Source organism: Amycolatopsis keratiniphila (genome assembly GCF_000400635.2).
GTDB classification, from domain to species: Bacteria; Actinomycetota; Actinomycetes; order Mycobacteriales; family Pseudonocardiaceae; genus Amycolatopsis; species Amycolatopsis keratiniphila.
In genome coordinates this window covers 1677876-1693509 of sequence record NC_021252.1, presented here as the reverse complement: position 1 = coordinate 1693509, position 15634 = coordinate 1677876, and the positions used below count along the sequence as shown (strand labels likewise).

General features: G+C 69.6%; 16 protein-coding genes. 6 read left to right on the top strand and 10 right to left on the bottom strand.

Going from position 1 to position 15634, the window contains the following annotated elements; translation table 11 throughout:
• Positions 1-31: 31 nt before the first annotated feature.
• The 3 genes from AORI_RS48990 to AORI_RS48980 form a co-directional block, all read right to left on the bottom strand.
• Positions 32-1237 (bottom strand): GTPase, encoded by a 1206-nt coding sequence (locus tag AORI_RS48990; RefSeq protein WP_016331990.1) that lies wholly within the window; start codon positions 1235-1237, stop codon positions 32-34.
• Entirely contained in the window at positions 1234-3000 is a 1767-nt protein-coding gene (locus AORI_RS48985) for a dynamin family protein (RefSeq protein WP_016331989.1), read from the bottom strand. The genes AORI_RS48990 and AORI_RS48985 overlap by 4 nt, the downstream gene beginning before the upstream one ends.
• Positions 3001-3120: 120 nt before the next feature.
• Positions 3121-4221, bottom strand: coding sequence for an IniB N-terminal domain-containing protein (locus tag AORI_RS48980; RefSeq protein ID WP_016331988.1), 1101 nt, complete (start codon positions 4219-4221; stop codon positions 3121-3123).
• 295 nt (positions 4222-4516) lie between these two features.
• On the opposite strand from AORI_RS48980, the gene AORI_RS48975 reads away from it, so the two are divergent.
• Both AORI_RS48975 and AORI_RS48970 read left to right on the top strand, forming a co-directional pair.
• Positions 4517-5665: an Hsp70 family protein gene (locus tag AORI_RS48975; RefSeq protein ID WP_016331987.1), complete on the top strand. Its 1149-nt coding sequence runs from the start codon at positions 4517-4519 to the stop codon at positions 5663-5665.
• Positions 5662-8013 carry a helix-turn-helix transcriptional regulator gene (locus AORI_RS48970; protein ID WP_016331986.1) on the top strand — a complete coding sequence of 784 codons (2352 nt, stop codon included), beginning with the start codon at positions 5662-5664 and terminating at the stop codon, positions 8011-8013. Before AORI_RS48975 ends, AORI_RS48970 begins: the two co-directional genes overlap by 4 nt.
• 18 nt (positions 8014-8031) lie before the next feature.
• On the opposite strand, the gene AORI_RS48965 is transcribed toward AORI_RS48970, so the two are convergent.
• Complete coding sequence (locus AORI_RS48965) at positions 8032-9048, bottom strand: NAD-dependent epimerase/dehydratase family protein (RefSeq protein WP_016331985.1); 1017 nt, start codon at positions 9046-9048, stop codon at positions 8032-8034.
• 49 nt (positions 9049-9097) lie between these two features.
• Between AORI_RS48965 and AORI_RS48960 the strand changes: the two genes are divergently transcribed.
• Positions 9098-9550 carry a VOC family protein gene (locus AORI_RS48960; RefSeq protein WP_016331984.1) on the top strand — a complete coding sequence of 151 codons (453 nt, stop codon included), beginning with the start codon at positions 9098-9100 and terminating at the stop codon, positions 9548-9550.
• A 3-nt stretch (positions 9551-9553) separates the two neighbouring features.
• Here AORI_RS48960 and AORI_RS82795 read toward each other — a convergent pair whose 3' ends face one another.
• The 3 genes from AORI_RS82795 to AORI_RS48950 form a co-directional block, all read right to left on the bottom strand.
• Positions 9554-9709, bottom strand: a complete 156-nt coding sequence (locus AORI_RS82795; protein ID WP_200870963.1) for a hypothetical protein — start codon at positions 9707-9709, stop codon at positions 9554-9556.
• 87 nt (positions 9710-9796) lie between these two features.
• Positions 9797-10651 (bottom strand): alpha/beta hydrolase, encoded by an 855-nt coding sequence (locus AORI_RS48955; RefSeq protein WP_016331982.1) that lies wholly within the window; start codon positions 10649-10651, stop codon positions 9797-9799.
• Positions 10648-11874 (bottom strand): metal-dependent hydrolase family protein, encoded by a 1227-nt coding sequence (locus AORI_RS48950; protein WP_016331981.1) that lies wholly within the window; start codon positions 11872-11874, stop codon positions 10648-10650. The genes AORI_RS48955 and AORI_RS48950 overlap by 4 nt, the downstream gene beginning before the upstream one ends.
• Positions 11875-11957: 83 nt before the next feature.
• On the opposite strand from AORI_RS48950, the gene AORI_RS48945 reads away from it, so the two are divergent.
• Together AORI_RS48945 and AORI_RS48940 are read left to right on the top strand one after the other, a co-directional pair.
• Positions 11958-12560: a TetR/AcrR family transcriptional regulator gene (locus tag AORI_RS48945; RefSeq protein WP_016331980.1), complete on the top strand. Its 603-nt coding sequence runs from the start codon at positions 11958-11960 to the stop codon at positions 12558-12560.
• The gene (locus AORI_RS48940; protein WP_016331979.1) at positions 12557-12952 is read left to right on the top strand and encodes a hypothetical protein; all 396 of its coding nucleotides are present in this window, start codon (positions 12557-12559) and stop codon (positions 12950-12952) included. Before AORI_RS48945 ends, AORI_RS48940 begins: the two co-directional genes overlap by 4 nt.
• A gap of 45 nt (positions 12953-12997) precedes the next feature.
• On the opposite strand, the gene AORI_RS48935 is transcribed toward AORI_RS48940, so the two are convergent.
• Together AORI_RS48935 and AORI_RS48930 are read right to left on the bottom strand one after the other, a co-directional pair.
• Entirely contained in the window at positions 12998-13864 is an 867-nt protein-coding gene (locus AORI_RS48935; protein ID WP_016331978.1) for a CU044_5270 family protein, read from the bottom strand.
• A complete protein-coding gene (locus AORI_RS48930; protein WP_016331977.1) occupies positions 13857-14429 on the bottom strand; it encodes an RNA polymerase sigma factor in 573 nt (190 codons plus the stop codon). The genes AORI_RS48935 and AORI_RS48930 overlap by 8 nt, the downstream gene beginning before the upstream one ends.
• Before the next feature lie 238 nt (positions 14430-14667).
• On the opposite strand from AORI_RS48930, the gene AORI_RS48925 reads away from it, so the two are divergent.
• Entirely contained in the window at positions 14668-15084 is a 417-nt protein-coding gene (locus AORI_RS48925) for a DUF6228 family protein (RefSeq protein WP_016331976.1), read from the top strand.
• Positions 15085-15103: 19 nt separating this feature from the next.
• On the opposite strand, the gene AORI_RS48920 is transcribed toward AORI_RS48925, so the two are convergent.
• Positions 15104-15550, bottom strand: coding sequence for a hypothetical protein (locus AORI_RS48920; protein WP_016331975.1), 447 nt, complete (start codon positions 15548-15550; stop codon positions 15104-15106).
• Between the last annotated feature and the right edge of the window lie 84 nt (positions 15551-15634).

The window sequence follows — 15634 nt, the reverse complement described above, 5'->3', positions numbered from 1 at the left end:
TGCTCTATGGTGGCTCGGCGACCGGCAGGCGTCAAGCCACGAACAGGCTGAGCAGTCCCTCGACCGAACGCACGATCACCCGGGCGGCGGCACGTTCGGCGTGTGCGGCGTCGGCCCGTTCCGCCTCGTGCCGCCAGCGGACGAGCGCGCTTTCGGCCCCCGCGTGGATCTCGGCCGGATCCGCGTCGGGTTCGAGACCCAGCCGCTCGGTGGGCGCGAGTCCCTGCGCGCCGAGCAGCCGGACGGCCTCCTCGGCGATTTCCCCCGACAAGGCCGTGCGGCCACCGCGAATGCCCGCGATGAGCCGCAGCTCCCGGAAGTCGTGCGCGGCCGCGGCGAAACGTTCCACGCGAGCGGCGAGCCGGTCACCGTGCGGAAGGGGTTCCGCAGCGAGAAGGCCTTCCAAGCGCAACACCGCCGTGCGCGCCTTCAACGCGTCGGCCCTCGCGACGAAGCATCCGGCGAGCGTGTCCCTCAGGTCACCGAGACCACTGCGGTGCACGAGTTCCGCCGAGAGTTTGAGCCTGCTGTCACAGCCCGTGCGGATCAGGGTGATCGCCAGCCGGACCCCGTAGAGCCCGAACCGCGACACCAGGTGTTTCCGCGATTCCGGCGAGACCCGCACCGGGAACGGATCGTCCACAAAGGAATCCACGGACAGCAGATACCGTTCCAGCTCCGGCCGGGAGATCGACGCCAGTGCGCGCAGCACCTCGAATTCGTCGTCCCGCAACGCTCGTCCCGCATAGCCCAGCTGCCCGGCGACCGCGATGACCCCTTGGAATCCCGCGCAATCCGGGTCCTCGCGCCAAGCTCGGCGGGCCAGCTGTTTCGCGGTGAGCAGGGCGTCGATCCGGCCCGCGCCGACCTCGTCCGCCCTGCCGAGCACGAGCACCGAGTTCACCGCAGTCTGCCGCGCGAACGCCGAACCGCCCACCTGCCGGGTGCCGGCGAGTTCGTCGGGTTCGAGATGGCGCACCAACCGCACCGTCGCGTCGACGTGTTCGGCGAAAGCCGGAGTGTCGAACAGATCGATCTCACGCAAGGCCCGCGTCGGCCATTCCGCCAACGCTGAGACCAAAGTGGACTTCCCGGTTCCCGGCGTGCCGATGAAGCCGACGCGCAGCGGTTCGTCCAGCCGCTCCAGGCATTCCCGCAGCATCGCCACCGCGTGCGGACGGTCCCGGTAGTGCGCGGCGGCTTCGTTCAGCAGTTCCCGGACATCGAGGGTGGTCACGCCGACAGCTCCCGGCGCGGCGCGGCGCCGGTGCCGAGTGCCCCCGCCTTCCGGTGCAGGGCGGCCAGCCGGTCGATCTCCTTCTTGACCCGCTGGGTGCGCCGGTCCCGTTCGGCGGAGCCGGCGATGATCAGTTCCCGTTGGCGCGTCAGCTCTTCCGAGAGCTGATCGGACAGCGCGGCGAAATGGTCACGCAGGCGGCGCTGCACCTGGCGGACCTCGTCCTTGATCTCCTTGCTGAACCGGATGAACACGTCGTCGACGTGGCGCTGCGCCGCGGCCTTCGCCAGCGCCTGGCGGCGTTGCAACCGCATCCCGCCTTCGTCGCGCACGCTCTTGGTGGCGAACGCGACACCGGCGCCGAGCGAGACCGGGTTGATCAACGGCAGCCCGGCGAGACTGGTGACCAGGCCGAACATCAGCACGCCGCCGTAGGAACCGCGTAGGCCGGTAAAGAGTTTCTGCCCGATCTTGAACCGCTCGATCTTGGGCGTGCCGACCTCGGGGATCGAGTCCACTCCGGACCCGGTCAGCGGCAGTTCCGGGGCGTGGCCGTAATGCGGCCCGAAGGTCGACGCGACCGCTTGCGCGATCCACTCCGACCGGTCGGACACCCAGTTGTAGTTCGTCTCGACGGCCTCGGCGAGGTTTTCTTCCAGCCAGGTCTGGAAATCCGGCCAGATCTGCACCGGGTCGCCTTCGTCGAAGGTGCGGTCGACATGCCGCACGATCACCCGGGTCCGCTCGCGCAGATCGTATTCGGCGTCGGAGATCAGGTCGGTGATCTCGTCGGACAACATGTTCTGCCAGCGGACGTTCTGTCGCCGCAGCTCCTCGGTGCGCCGTTGTGCCTGGTGCAGCAGGGTGACCTGGTCCACCCCGTTGTCCTGTGAGACGGCGTTCAGCCGGGTCTGCAACGTCTCGACCAGTTCGACCGCCGCCGCGCGCACGCTCACCGCGGCGGCGAGCGCGCGGGTGCGTTCGATCGGGCGCGCGGCCTGTTCTCCCACCCAGTTCAGGAGTTCCGGGAAGCCGGACCGTCCGTTGAGGGCGGCGTCACCGGCCTTCGCGGCGGCCTGACGCACCGTCGCGGACACGGGGAAGACGTCGGCGACGACACCGGTCTCCGACAGCGCGGCACGATTGCGGGCGGCGAGCTCCCGCCAGTCCGGGCTCACGTCGATCTTGGTCAGCGCCAGCACCAAGGCCGGGCACCAGGTCCGGATGTGCCGCGCCAGCGCGAGTTCGGCGGGCTGGAGTTCCTGGGTCGCGTCGGAGACGAGGATCACCGCGTGCGCGTCGGCGAGCACGTCGAGGGTGGCCGCCGTGCGCGGGGAGCGGGGATCCCCGATCGCCGGGGTGTCCACCAGCACCAGCCCGGTGCCGAGGAGTTCGCGCGGCAGGCCGACTTCGACCCGGCGCAGCGAACCGGGCGGCCGGATCTCGAGTTCCTTGGCGAGGTCGCCGACCGGCACGTTCTCCCTGGCGTGCCCGACCAGGGTGGCGGCGGGGTCGGCGGCGTACCCGATCTCCGTTGGCACGGCAGGCGTACTCGCGTCCCCGACCGCGCAGACCGGCGCGTTCAGCAGCGCGTTGAGCAGGTAACCCTTGCCCTGCTTGGGAAAACCGACCACCGCGATCCGGGTGCCCGGAGCCCGCTGGTCCCGTCTGCGCCGGAGTCGTTCGGCCAGGTCGGCGCGACCGTGGGCGGCACAGGCGTCCAAGGTCTCGTTCAGCACGTCGAGCCAGGCGGGGGCTGTCACGGGGATGCAGTGTTCCCTTAACCAAGCGCGGAATCAATGTGGCATGGGCCAACATGCCGTGCGGGCCCCGCGACCTGCTGCGGTCGCGGGGCCCTGGCACAGATATGAAGAATCTTCGGATCAGCCGATGTGGATGTCGTTGTTCGAACCGATGTCACCGGTGCCGATGTTGACGTCGTTGAGGTTGCCGATGGTGTGGCCGATGTTGTTGCCAACCTCGGAAACCGTGTCGTGGACGTCGCCGACGCCGGCGTGGTTCGCGACGTTGGCGACCTCGTTGGCCACATTGCCGGTCACGTCGCCGTTGTTGTGGGCGATGTTGTTGGCGACGTCACCGTTGCCGTAGTTGTTCGCGATGTCGTGCACCTTGGTGGTGACGTCCGCGACGCCCGTCGTCTGACCGATGACGCTGGTCAGGTCGCCGACCGTCGACAGGAAGTCCGGGGCGTCGCCCGCGACACCGTCGGCACGCGGCAGGTCGCTGGTCAGGTCGCCGACGGCCGGGACCGAGTCGACGGCGGGCAGACCGGCGGTGTCCACGGCCGGGACGCCGTGGGCCAGGTCGGTCGCGGTGTCGACGGCACCGGTGGCGATGTCGCCGGCCTGGCCGACGGAAGCGGCGTCGAGGCCACGCGAAAGGTCGTCGGTCAGGCCGAAGCTGCCGACGGTGTTCTGCGCGAGGGCGGTCACGCCGGCGGCGGCGTTCGACACGTCGGTCACGTCGGAGACGGCCGGGACGGCGGGCAGGCCCGGGACGTCGACAGGCAGGTCGCCCACGGCCGGGACGGCCGGCAGGCCACCCAGCTCCGGCAGCTCGGGCAGGCCCGGTACGGCCGGAAGACCGGCCTCGGGCAGGCCCGGGAGGGCACCGGCGCCGGGGACGGCGACCGGCAGGCCGGCGGTCAGCGCGGTGAGCTGGTCGATCGCGCCCTGGACGCCGTCGGCGCACTCGCCGTCGGTGCCGTTGACGGCGTTCGTGATGCCGCCGAAGCCGGCCAGGTTGTCGGCGGTGGCGGCGGTGGTTCCGGTGAGGTCGGTGGCGGTGCCGACCGGGACGAAGTCGAGCACCAGCGGGACGACCTCGTGCACGTCGGCGGCGTTGATGTCGCCAAGGCCGGCGTCGGCCAGCACCTGCTGCGGGTCGTTGGCGAACGCCGCGCGGGCCGCGGTGTCGTTCAGCAGGTTCAGCGTGAAGTCGTGCAGGGTCTGGACGGAACCCATGAAAGGACTCTCCTGGGGGTCTAGGTCGGTGGGGCGCACCCAGCGGCCGGAGGGCACGGCTGAGCGCAGGTCACCGAAGTTAGTGAGCCGGTGCCGCCGGGCACATCGGGGATCACTCCTGGTCGTCGCTCACTCAGCCAATAGGGGATCGGTATGACATCGTTAGGGCGTTAGGGGCTTAACCGAGACGCACTCGGTTGGGTTTAATGCCAACCCTCACCCGGATGGGTCAAGCCGTTCAGGTGAGTGGCCCTATTTGGTCCTTAGGGGCTGGTCAAGCGAAGGAGGATGCTCGTTGCCCTACGTCCTCGGCATCGATATCGCCTCGACCCGCACCACCGCCGCCACCTGCGTGAACTCCGGCGACGGCTGGGGCGTGCCCGAGCCGTCATGGCTCGGCGCGCGCGGCCCGGCGGCGGCGTCGGCGGTGTTCCTCGACGACGACGGCTACCTGCTCACCGGGGACGCCGCGGTCGAGGCGGGCCGGTCCGCGCCCGCCCGGTTGCTCACCGGGTTCCACGAGCGGGTCGGCGACGACGTGCCCGTGATCGTCGGCGGCGAACGGTTCCCGGCCGAATCCCTCAGCGCGGTCCTCGTCGACGCGGCGGTGGATCAAGCGGCCGAACGCTTCGGGGAGAAACCGCACCACATCGTGCTCACGCACCCCGTCGGCTGGGGTTCGTTCCGCCGGGACCTGCTGCGCCGGGCGCTGGCCGAAGCCGGATTCCCCCGTGCCGCACTGGTTGCGTCGCCCGTCGCCGCGCTGCACGCGTATCTCGCCCCGCACGGCGATGTCACCGCCGGAGTCTGCGAATTCGGCCCGGACGGCGCGGTCGTCACGATCGCCGCCGCCACCGCCGTCAACGGCTGGCAACCGATCAAAACGCTGGAAGGTGTCGACCCCGCCGAGGCCGTCGGCAAGGTCTTCGAACTCGCGCACGGCGCCGGGGTCCCGCCCCAGTCGCTGGCGGGCATCGTGCTCTGCGGCGAGGCACCGCCGGTTCCCGGCCGGACGCCGTGCCCCGTGTTCGCGTCGAGCGACCCGGTGCTGACGGTGGCGACCGGCGCGGCCAACATCGCCGCGCGACGTGACCTTCCTCAACCCGGCGGGGCGGGATCGCACGCCGTCGCGACCATCGAGACCACCCTGCTCCCCCGGGTCGATGTGTCCGAAGAGCTCACCGAGCGGCCCGAACGGCCGCCGGTGGACATCACCCCGTTCCCCTTGCCAGAACGCACCGGGGCGGCGAAACTGCTCAGCCGGCGCAAGCCCCTCGTCGCCGGAGCCGCGGTCGTGGTGCTGGCCGCGACCACCCTGCTGCTCACCCTGACCACTCGAGAAGCCACCGCCGACAAGGGTCCCGAAGCCCCTCCCACCACTTCGAGCTCGTGCGCGCCGCCCACCCCCGGTGCCACGCCGTCCACCCCCGAAGGTCGCTGTTGAACGCACTGCTCGACCAGCCCGGCATCATCCATCCGGGTGCCCGGCGCCTGCTCGACGAGGTGACCACCGCCCCGGAAGCCCCGGTGCGGGTCGCCGTCGTCGCCCCCGGCGGGCACGGCAAGACCCATCTGCTCGGCCTGCTCGGACGTCGCTACGCCGATGCCGGTGTCGAGGCACTGCTGATCGACGACGCCGACCAGCTCGACGACGACGAACTCGCGAAGATCAAGGCGCGCACGGAGGAAACGACGGCACCCGTGGTCCTGGCCTTCCGGACGGCGGCGCGCACGAAAGCCTTGCGCACCCTCGCCGATTCCTTCGGCAGGTCGGTGTCCTTGGGCGCTTTCGGCGTCGACGACGTCCGGCGGCTCGTCGAGCACGCCGGTGGCGACGCGGCCACCGCGGCGGAGGTCCACGTCAGAACCGGTGGTGTGCCGGGACTCGTGGTGCGCGCGGTCACCGGGCGGCTCGCGGACTTCCGCGGCGAGCTGGAGCAGCTGGACGACGACGTGTACCGCTTCCTGATCGCGGCGGAAGCGGGTGCGGGCCGGAATCTCGATCTCCTCGCCGCACTTCTGAACCGTGATCGCGAAGGCCTGCCCGAGGTCTTCGACAGTGCCAGGGCGACCGGTCTCCTCGGCGAGGATGACGTCCTGCTGCCGATCGCCGCCGAGGCCATCCGGACCTGGGGTTCGCCGGGACGACGGCTGACGGTGCTGCAGCGGCTGGTGGAACTCCAGTTGCGGGACGGGCTTCCGGTGCTGGACCTCGCCCGGTCGTTGCTGGGAACGGGAAGTTCGGGCGCGAGCGCGGCGGCGGCCTTCGAAGCGGCCGCCCGCGAGGCGATGCCCGACGACACGAAACTCGCGGCGCGGTTCTACGAGGCCGCGTCCGAGGCCGGTGGGCGCGGCGCGGCGCTCACCGTCGGCTGGGCGCACGCCGCGGCGCTGGCCGGGGACCTCGACACCGCACTGCGGCTCGGGGACGGCATGCTCGGCAGCACCTCGGACACGGACGCCCGGGCCGCGGGCGCCGAAGTGGCCGGGACCGTGCTGGCGCATCGCGGCGAACTGGCACACAGCGCGGAGCTGTACCAATGGTCCGGGCGGGCCGAATCGAAGGCGTTCGCCGCGATCGCGTTGCTGGGCACCGGAAAACTCGAAGCCGCCCGGGGTGTGCTGGAAACTCCCGAGGTCCCGACGTTGTTCGCCGGAGCCGCCTCGCGGATGGCACGGGCGATCACCGGCTCGGTGTCGGGCTGTGGCGCCGAAACCCTGTCCGCGTTGCTGGGCGCGGCCTCGATGCTGGAATCGGCGGGCGCGCCGGCGCCGCTCCCGGACAGCCCGGCGGCCCTGGCGGCGTTGGTGGGCCTGCATTCCGGCGAACTCGCGCTCGCGGAGTCGGTGTTGAGCCGTGCGGCGAACGGCCGGATCGGGGGCGACCTGCTCGCGAAACGGCACCGGCTGCTGCTCGGCTGGGTCGCGATGACCGCGGGCGACCTCAAGACGGCCGCCGAAGCGTTGATGCCGCCGGACGGCCTCGAAGCGCGCGACGAACTCTTCGCCGCCACCCTGCACCTGGGCCTGGCGCGGCGCGCGAGCGATCTTCCCGGCCTGCAACGTTCGTGGGACCGGGCGTATCAGGCTTCGATGCGCCAGCAGCCGGACCTGTATTCGCTGCTGCCGCTGGGAGAACTCGCGATCGCGGCCGCACGGGGCGGCGCGAGCGCCAAACTGGCCGGGCAGCTGGAGCGGGCACACGCCGTGCTCGACGCGCTCGGCAACCCTCCACTGTGGACAGCCACCTTGCGCTGGCACGAACTGCACGCCGCGATCACCGTCGAGGATCACACGTCGGCGGGAGAACATCTGGCCGCGTTGAACGATTTCGCGCCCTGCGGCCGTTATCCCGCGGCCCTCGCCGCCGCGGCGACCGGTTGGCTCGCGGTCTTGACCGGCAGTTTCGATCCGGAATCGATCACCGCGGCCGCGTCGGAACTGCACGAACTCGGGCTCTGCTGGGACGCCTCCCGGCTGGCCGGGCAGGCGGCGATCCGGACCTCCGACCGCAAGGCGATGGTCCAGCTGCTCGAAGCGGCCCGGCAATTCCAAGGCCGGGCACCGGAACCCGTCCCGGCCACCGGATTGAGCGCCTTGAGCGAACGGGAACTGGAAGTCGCCCGCCTCGTCGTCGGCGGGCTGACGTACAAGCAGGCAGGGAGCGAACTGTTCATCTCGGGGAAGACCGTGGAACACCACATGGCGCGGATCCGGGGGAAACTCGGGGCCGGTGACCGGCGGGAACTGCTGGCGATGCTGCGGGAGATGCTCGCGGCGGGCGAGGGTTGAGGCTGGTTCGGGGCTCGGCTACCGCTCCGTGAGGTAGGCGTCCTCCGCGGCGTAGTCGAACATCGGCGCGAAATAGTCGTGGTCGAAGCCTGCCGGGAGCCGATCGATGGAGCCCAGCCAGTCCAGCTCAGCGGTCACGGTGGCGGCGTAGTCGCCGACCGGCCGGTAGCCCAGTCGCCCGGCCGCGGACATGTCCAGCCGGATACCCGGCAGGCGGTCCCAGGGGTGACGGCCGAGTCCGGCGGGGGCGTGGTCGTCGAGGAGCACTTCCTCCCATCGATGGCCGAGGTGGTTCGCGACGATCCTCGAGATGCCCAGGGCGTCGGGCGCGTCCGGGTCCGCGGCATTGAGGACACGCCTGCCCGGGTTTCCCGCGGCGGTTTCGATCAGCGCGGCGATGTTCCCGGCCGCACTCGGGTGGTCGACGCCGCGGCCACCGCGGGACAGGAGAAGGACTTCGCGCCGGTCGGCCACGCGTTTGACGAACACCCATTCGCCGGGCTTGGCCGACCCCTCTCCATGGACTTTGGACGGCCGCAGAACGGTGACCGGGTATCCGCTGTCGAGCAGGACATGCTCCGCCGCCACCTTGTTGGCGCCGTAGCCCTCACGAGTGCGGTAGTCGACGTCCTCGCGTGGGGCCATGGTGCGTTGCGACTCGTGGATCGGCCCGTCGAAAACCGGCGCGACGGCCGAGTTCACGTGGTTGCCCGCCGCGTCGACGTACACGGCCTTGCTGGAGATCATCACCGTGGACCCCACATCGTCCAGCAGCGGCAGCAGATCACGGGCGTGTGCGGCGGTGAAGCACAGGCAGTCGACCACCAGATCCGCTCCCGCGCCGAGCGCGGCCGCGAGGCTCCCGGGTTCGCCGCGGTCCCCGGCGGCGAACCGGCCACCCGCGACCGCGATGTCCTCGGGCATACGCGAGGAGTCCCGGCCGGCGACGGTCACCTCCCAGCCGGCGGCCAGCAACCGGCGTGCCGCGGCGCGACCGATCAGCCCGGTCCCACCGAAAACGACCGCGTGCGACATCGATCAACGATAACGCCCTTAGTCCGCTGAGGGTTGATAGACAGGACGGGTGAACGCCTTCTACCACCTGTGCTTCGTCGTTCGTGATATCGGACAGGCGACCGAAGACCTCACCCGCACTCTCGGTGTGACCTGGAGTCCTGTCCGTGCGGGCACCCTCGGGGATTGGGACTACGAAATCGTGTTCTCGACCGACGGGCCACCGTTCTTCGAGGTGATCCACGGGCCCGCCGGCAGTCCATGGGATGCGACCGAGGGGTCCCGCTTCGACCACATCGGCTACTGGTCCAAGGACGTCGTGACGGACAAACAACGCCTGGCGGACCGAGGCGCGCCGATCGAGTTCGACTCCTGCCCGTACGGTCGCTCCTTCACCTACCACCGGCTCGACAGCATCGGAGCGCGGATAGAACTGGTCGATCTCGCGGTGCAGCCGGGCTTCCGCGACACGTGGGCCAAGGACGCGGCGCCGATGCCGCCTCTCGTCCTGGGCGACCCGTGACGGTCAGCCCAGCACCGTGCCCGAGTTCGCGGTGTTCCGGTCGCGCTTACGGGAGAACGCACTCAGGTCGATCTCCAAGCCGGTGCGCGGGGCCCGGAACCGGACGGGCGACGTGTCGTGGTCGGCGCCGTTTTCCACCTGGCCGATCAGCTCCGTCATCAGCTGCCCCACGACCGGCGCGTTCTTGAACTGGTTGCCGCTCCTTCCGATCGCGAGGTAGAAACCACCACGTCGGCACTCGGGCGTTTACCGGGCACGGCAGGTCCTGAGATAGCTGAGGAACGAGGCCTGCAGGCCGGTCACGTGCGTTTCGCGCAGGACCGCGCTGGTGACGGCTCCGCCGCGCGAGGTGAGGCGGTGCAGAACGGTGGCCGCGTTCTTCGCGAGATTCTGGTAAACGGTCAGGTCACCGAGAAGCTCCCGGTCGTTGACGGTCACGTGGAGTTCGGCGGCAGGAAGGCCGTCGCCCAGTTCTTCGAGCATCGCGAAGATCCGGCTGTCTTCGCCGATGACACCGGGGCTGCCCGCTCCGATGCTCCCGAAAAGTGTGCTGCCGCTAAGCCAGGCGTAGAGGCTGAAGAGGCCGCCGTAGGAGTAGCCGAAAAGGCCGTGGCCGCTCGTGGCCGTGCCGTAGTCGCGTTCGATCCGCGGGTGCAGTTCCGCGGTGAGGAAGCTCAGGAACGCATCGGCGTGGGTATCGCGCAATTCGGCGAGGTAGGCATCGGATTCCTCGCGGGTCCTCGCGCCCGCCTGGAATCCCATCCCCACGGCATCGACGAGTTCCTTGGCGACGGGTTCGCCGGGTGGCACGAGGTCCCGGTTGCGCAGCCGGTCCCAGTGCTGTGCTTCCTCACCCGCGTAGCCGACGCTGACCTGGATGTAGGGCTGTATCCGTTGCATGGGGTCCGCCTGGGTGACGATGAGCGGAGCAGTCTGGCCCACGGCGAAGTTGCCGTCGACCACGTACACGGCAGGCGTTGGCGTCGTGGCGGGGTCATAGCCCGGTGGTGTGGTGACCCAGACGCCGTAGTCATGCCCACCGCTCGAGCGCATCTCGAAGTAGTCGGTGTCGGCGAGGCAGCCTTGCCACATGGTGCTCATCGAAGGTCCTTCACGATTCGGCCGGCCTGGAGAACGAGGACGGCATTGGCGGGATCGGCGAACAGCTCCGGGTCTTCGACCGGGTTGCCGTTCCACAACACGAGGTCTGCCTGTGCGCCGGGAGCGATGACACCGACCTGGCCGGACAGGCCGAGGATCTCGGCGTTGGTCTTGGTGGCCGCCACGAGGGCTTCCATCGGTGTTTCGAGCTTCGCGCGCAGCCGGAGCTCTTCGCCCCGGCGGTGCTGCGCCGGACCGATGAGGTCGGAACCCAGCCCGATCCGTACGCCGGCCTCCTTGGCGACGGCGAGCGCCTCGGTCATCCGCTCGCGGACGCCCAGCACCCGATCGCGGGTCGATTCGTCGAGGCCGGCTCCGGCGGTGTCGTGCAGCAGTTGCTCGACGACGGCGAACGTGGGCACGAGGGCGACCTCGCGACCGGCCATCAGGGTGGCCGTGGACTCGTCGAGGTCGGTGCCGTGCTCGACACAGCGCGCCCCCGCCTCGACCGCGTTCCGGATGCCGTCGTTGTTGTGGGCGTGAACGGTCACGTAGGTGCCCCGCGCCGCGGCTTCCTGGACGGCGACGGCGATCTCCTCGACGGTGAACTGGGTGTCGGTCAGCCGGTCGTGCGCCCCGACCACTCCGCCGGTCACGCAGAGCTTCAGGAAGGAAGCTCCGCGGCGGAAGGCTTCGCGCACGTTGTGCCGCAGCTCGTCCGCGTTGCCCGACATCATGGACAGGGCGCACAGACCCGGAACGTGATGGCTGCTCCACAGCTCGGTCGGTTCCCACTCGGCCCCGTAGTAGCCGTGTCCACCGATCTGGCACTGAACCGGCCCGCAGGACAGGACGCGGGGTCCTCGGACCTTGCCCTTGGCGATCGTGGTGACGACGCCGCCGTCGATCCCGCCGGTGTCCCGGACGGTGGTGAAGCCGGCATCGAGCGCCGCGCCCGCCGTGGCGAAGATGTCCGCCGCGAGCTCGGCAGCGCTCAGCCGGAACGAGAACTGTGGCTGGATCGGGCTCGACAGGCCCAAGTGGACGTGAGCGTCGATCAGGCCGGGCGTCATCGTCAGACCGTCGGCCTCCAGGCGCTCGCCGTGTGCGGCGGAGGCACCGACCTGCGTGATTCGCCCGTCTTCGATGCCGACGTTGACGTCGACCGGGTCACGACCCGATCCGTCGACGACCGTCGCGCCGACCACTTGAACACGTCCCACGAGTCGTTCCCTCCACCGGCGTGACTGCGATCATGTGTAAGCGACGGCGCCGCCGTCTCTTATCCAATGGATAAACTGAGGGAGTGATCCTGTCAAGCAACGAACGCAAGGGCGACGCACGCGAGCGTCTCCTGGCTCGGCTTCTCGACGCCTTCGATGAGGACCTGCCCGCCCCGGAGGTGTCGCTCCGCGAGATCGCCGCCAGGGCCGGGACCAACCACGCCCACCTGCGCTACCACTTCGGGTCGCTCCCGGGCGTGTTGGCGGCCATGCTCAAGGCGCAGCGCACCCGAGACAACGAGGTGCTTTTCGAGACCGCCCAGCAGGGCACATTCGACGACTTCGTCGTGGCGATCTGGCGGGCCTACACCAGCCCGGAGCAGTTGTCCCGCGTCCGCGGCTTCTTTCACGTCGTCGGTCTGGCCGCATACGGCCCAGAGGACTTTCGTGAGTTCATCGACTCGCTCGACGACCTGACCAAGATGCTGGCCTCGCTCGCGGAACGCGAAGGGCTTGAGTCCGAGGAAGCACTGACGCTGGCCACCGTCACCATTGCCGCGATGCGTGGCCTGCTCCTGCAGGAGGTCCTGACCCCGGCGGGCCACTCGGAGGCCGCGGTCGCTTTGATCCTGCGCATGCACAAGGGCGGATCCGTTCCACGGACGTGCACCGGGCAAGAGCAGTGACCGATTTTCCGGCGGACGTGGAGACGCACTACCGACGCCTGGCAGCACAACGGCACTGGCCGCCGGAGACCGAAGCCGCGTTCCGGGCGAGCGTCGCGAGGTACCGGATGTGGGACGAAAGCTCCGAGCCTCGCCGGTACTACGAGTACGTGGATCACGAAGGCCTGGTCGACGAAGGAGCCCGCTGGCTGTGGGAGGCGATCGTGGTCGACCACGAGACGGTGGCCGTCAAGCAGATCGAGCAGGACTCGTCCGGCGCCGTTCGCCGCTACTGGTGGCGGAACATCGAGGATGACGCCGGCGGACTCACCGACCAGGCACTCGACTCCGGCCTCACACCTGTTTCCCGAGCCGCGTTCTACTCGCTCTGGGACAGCGCCACCGGCAAGTGAGGCCCTGTGGCCGGGAGTGGGACACACTCCCGGCCACCGATCCGCTTACTCGGGCAGGGTGTCGGTCCATTCGGCGTCGATCCTGGCGCCGGCGGGGTCGGCCACCTTGTGCACCGCCCCGTCCATGGCGACGAAGATCGACGTCCCGTTCACCCGTCCGGTCGCCGGATCGACGACGAGCCGCTCGCCCGTCGGCAGCCTCAAGCCTTGACCGCCCGGCACCGTGCCGAGGTTTTCGACACCTGGATATTCGGCGATCGCGCGCAAGGCCGTGGCCCGGACCCCCGGCGTGGCCGGCAGGGTGGACACCAGTGAGATCAACGACTGGAAGCCGGCTTGTTCCCGGTCGCTCGCGGTGAGTTCACCCGCACTCGTCCTGGCGTCGCTGCGTTCGAGCGCAGCTGCGATCCAAGCCTTCAACTCGCCCGGGTCCGTCGGCAGGGCACGCAACTGCTCGAGGGTCAGATCGACGGCGACCAGGGAGAACGGGGTGGCCGAAAGCGCCCTCAGCGGCATGACCTTGCCTCCCGTCTTCGCTCCCCGCATCCACGACTGACCGTCCGGCTTGATCCAGTACTCGTACTCGTCCGCCCCGGTCACCTTCACGTGCCAATACGTGCCGGCCCCTTCAGGGGAACGCTCAGCAGCGGTGGCGGCGGCGAGCAGGACCTCCTGCCCGGTGACCGTCCGCACCGCCGGACCATCGACCGGTGCGGCCGGCATGGCCGCGATCGCGACGGCGGCAGCGGCCGCCGTCGCGAGCCCGGCCCCCGCGATCAGCCATCCGCTCCTCCGCCCGGAGGGCCGGCCACCGCGGATCCGGTTCTGAAGCCGGTGACGGCTGCGGTCGATCACGTCCTGGGACGGCTCGTCCGGGGTCATCGCGGCGCGCAGCGTCTGCAGGTCATTCATCGAGTGCCTCCGGAGTGAGGATGAAGTTGAGCTTCTTGCGTGCACGATTGAGCCGGGAACCCACCGTGCCGGAGGAGATACCGAGCGCCGCGGCCACTTCCTCGTACCCGAGCTGGCCGAGTGCCACGAGCAGCAACACGTCCCGTTCCCCGGCGGACAGCCGCGAGAGCGCGTTCGCAAGCCGAGGAAGCAGCAGTTGGGCGGCCACTGACGCGACCACCCTGCTCTCGTGTCCCTCGACCGCCGGGGCGACGCTCACCCGTGCCAGCGTCCGATAGTGGCGAGCCTCCTTGCGGCGGTGCCTGGCCACTAGATTCGTGGCGATGCCGAACAGCCAGACCCGCACCTCACCGCGTTCGGCGTCGAACGTGTCGCGCCGGTCGAACGCGACGAGGAACGTCTCCGCGGCGATGTCCTCCGCGGTCTGCGCGTCCAGCCGTCCGGCCACATACCGGTAGATGGCCGCGAAGTAGCGGTCGTGCACTTCGGTGAACAATTCCGGGTCCTGCCGCAACCGGGCGGCCAGGTCGGCATCGGTCACCTGCTCACCCGTTCCCGCTGTCATATGCCCGCCTCTGACATGTGGTTCCTTCCCGTCGACGGTCGGCTTTCACCACCACTTCGCCGACGGCCGGTTTCTTCTTCCCTCGCGGCGAAAGCTCGTTCGCCTCCCGGGAGGCAAATCGTCGAGGTTGTCCCGGACGTGGCCTTGTTCCGGCCTCGGCAGCGCCGCCACGCGGCCTGACCGCTCGATGCGGCAATTCCGGTTGTCGTCCCAGCCTCCGAAACGCCATGCTGCGACCATGATCCAGGCACGGATTGGCTCCGGCCACGACTTCCTGCGGCTGACCACCGATGTCGCCGAGAACGGTCCACCAGAGTCCTTGCTGGCCGAGCTGCGACTCCACGGCTTGTCAGCGTCAGTTCAGGTCGTGCACCACTATGCGACCGGGTTCGCCGATCTCGCGGAGTTCTTCCAGCGGCACGTGGACGACTGGCGTGGATGGGACGGAGTCCGAACGTGGGAGTCGCTCGAAGGGGACCTGAGAATCGACGCGTCCCACCAGTACGGCCACGTGCAGCTACGGGTCACCATCCAGAGGTTTCAACCCGGCTGGGGAAACGAAGGCTGGACCGCGACCGGCGACTTGACGATCGAACCCGGTGAGCAACTGTCGCAGATCGCCCAAGAGCTCAAGGCGCTGGCGACCGGCTCATGACAGTTCCCTTCACCTGCACTCAGAGCCGACGACCCGTGGCCGCTTCCCACCATTCGGCGTGCCAGGTCTCCTGTTCCGCGACACTCACGATCTGGTCGAGCTCCGCATCGGCCAGCGTATCGACGAGGTCGGCTTCCGAAGTCTTTTCGCCAGTGCGCATGACGTAGATCTGCATACCGCCGCCCATATCCCTGCACATCCCGCTCGGGTAGGTGTCGCGACGGGCGCCTTGAACGGCAATCGCCCAGCCCCCGGGTTCCAGCTGACGACGCAGCCGGACGAGCGACTCGAACATGTCCATGGCGGTGGCCGTAAACCGATCACCGTCGAGGAAGAGCTCGATCCGATAGAGCGGCCTTGGCCCGTCGTAACCGTCGAGCCAGCCCCGCAGCCGCGCTCGTCGCCGATCACCGGCCCGCGCCACCGACACTTCTCGGTCTTCCAGCAGCCTCGGGTAGTCGCTCACCCTCCCATTCAATCAGCCGCGGCGACGATCGTGTTCCGGTCTGGGCGAACAGCCATGACTGGCCCGTTCACTCTCCGCGCAAAT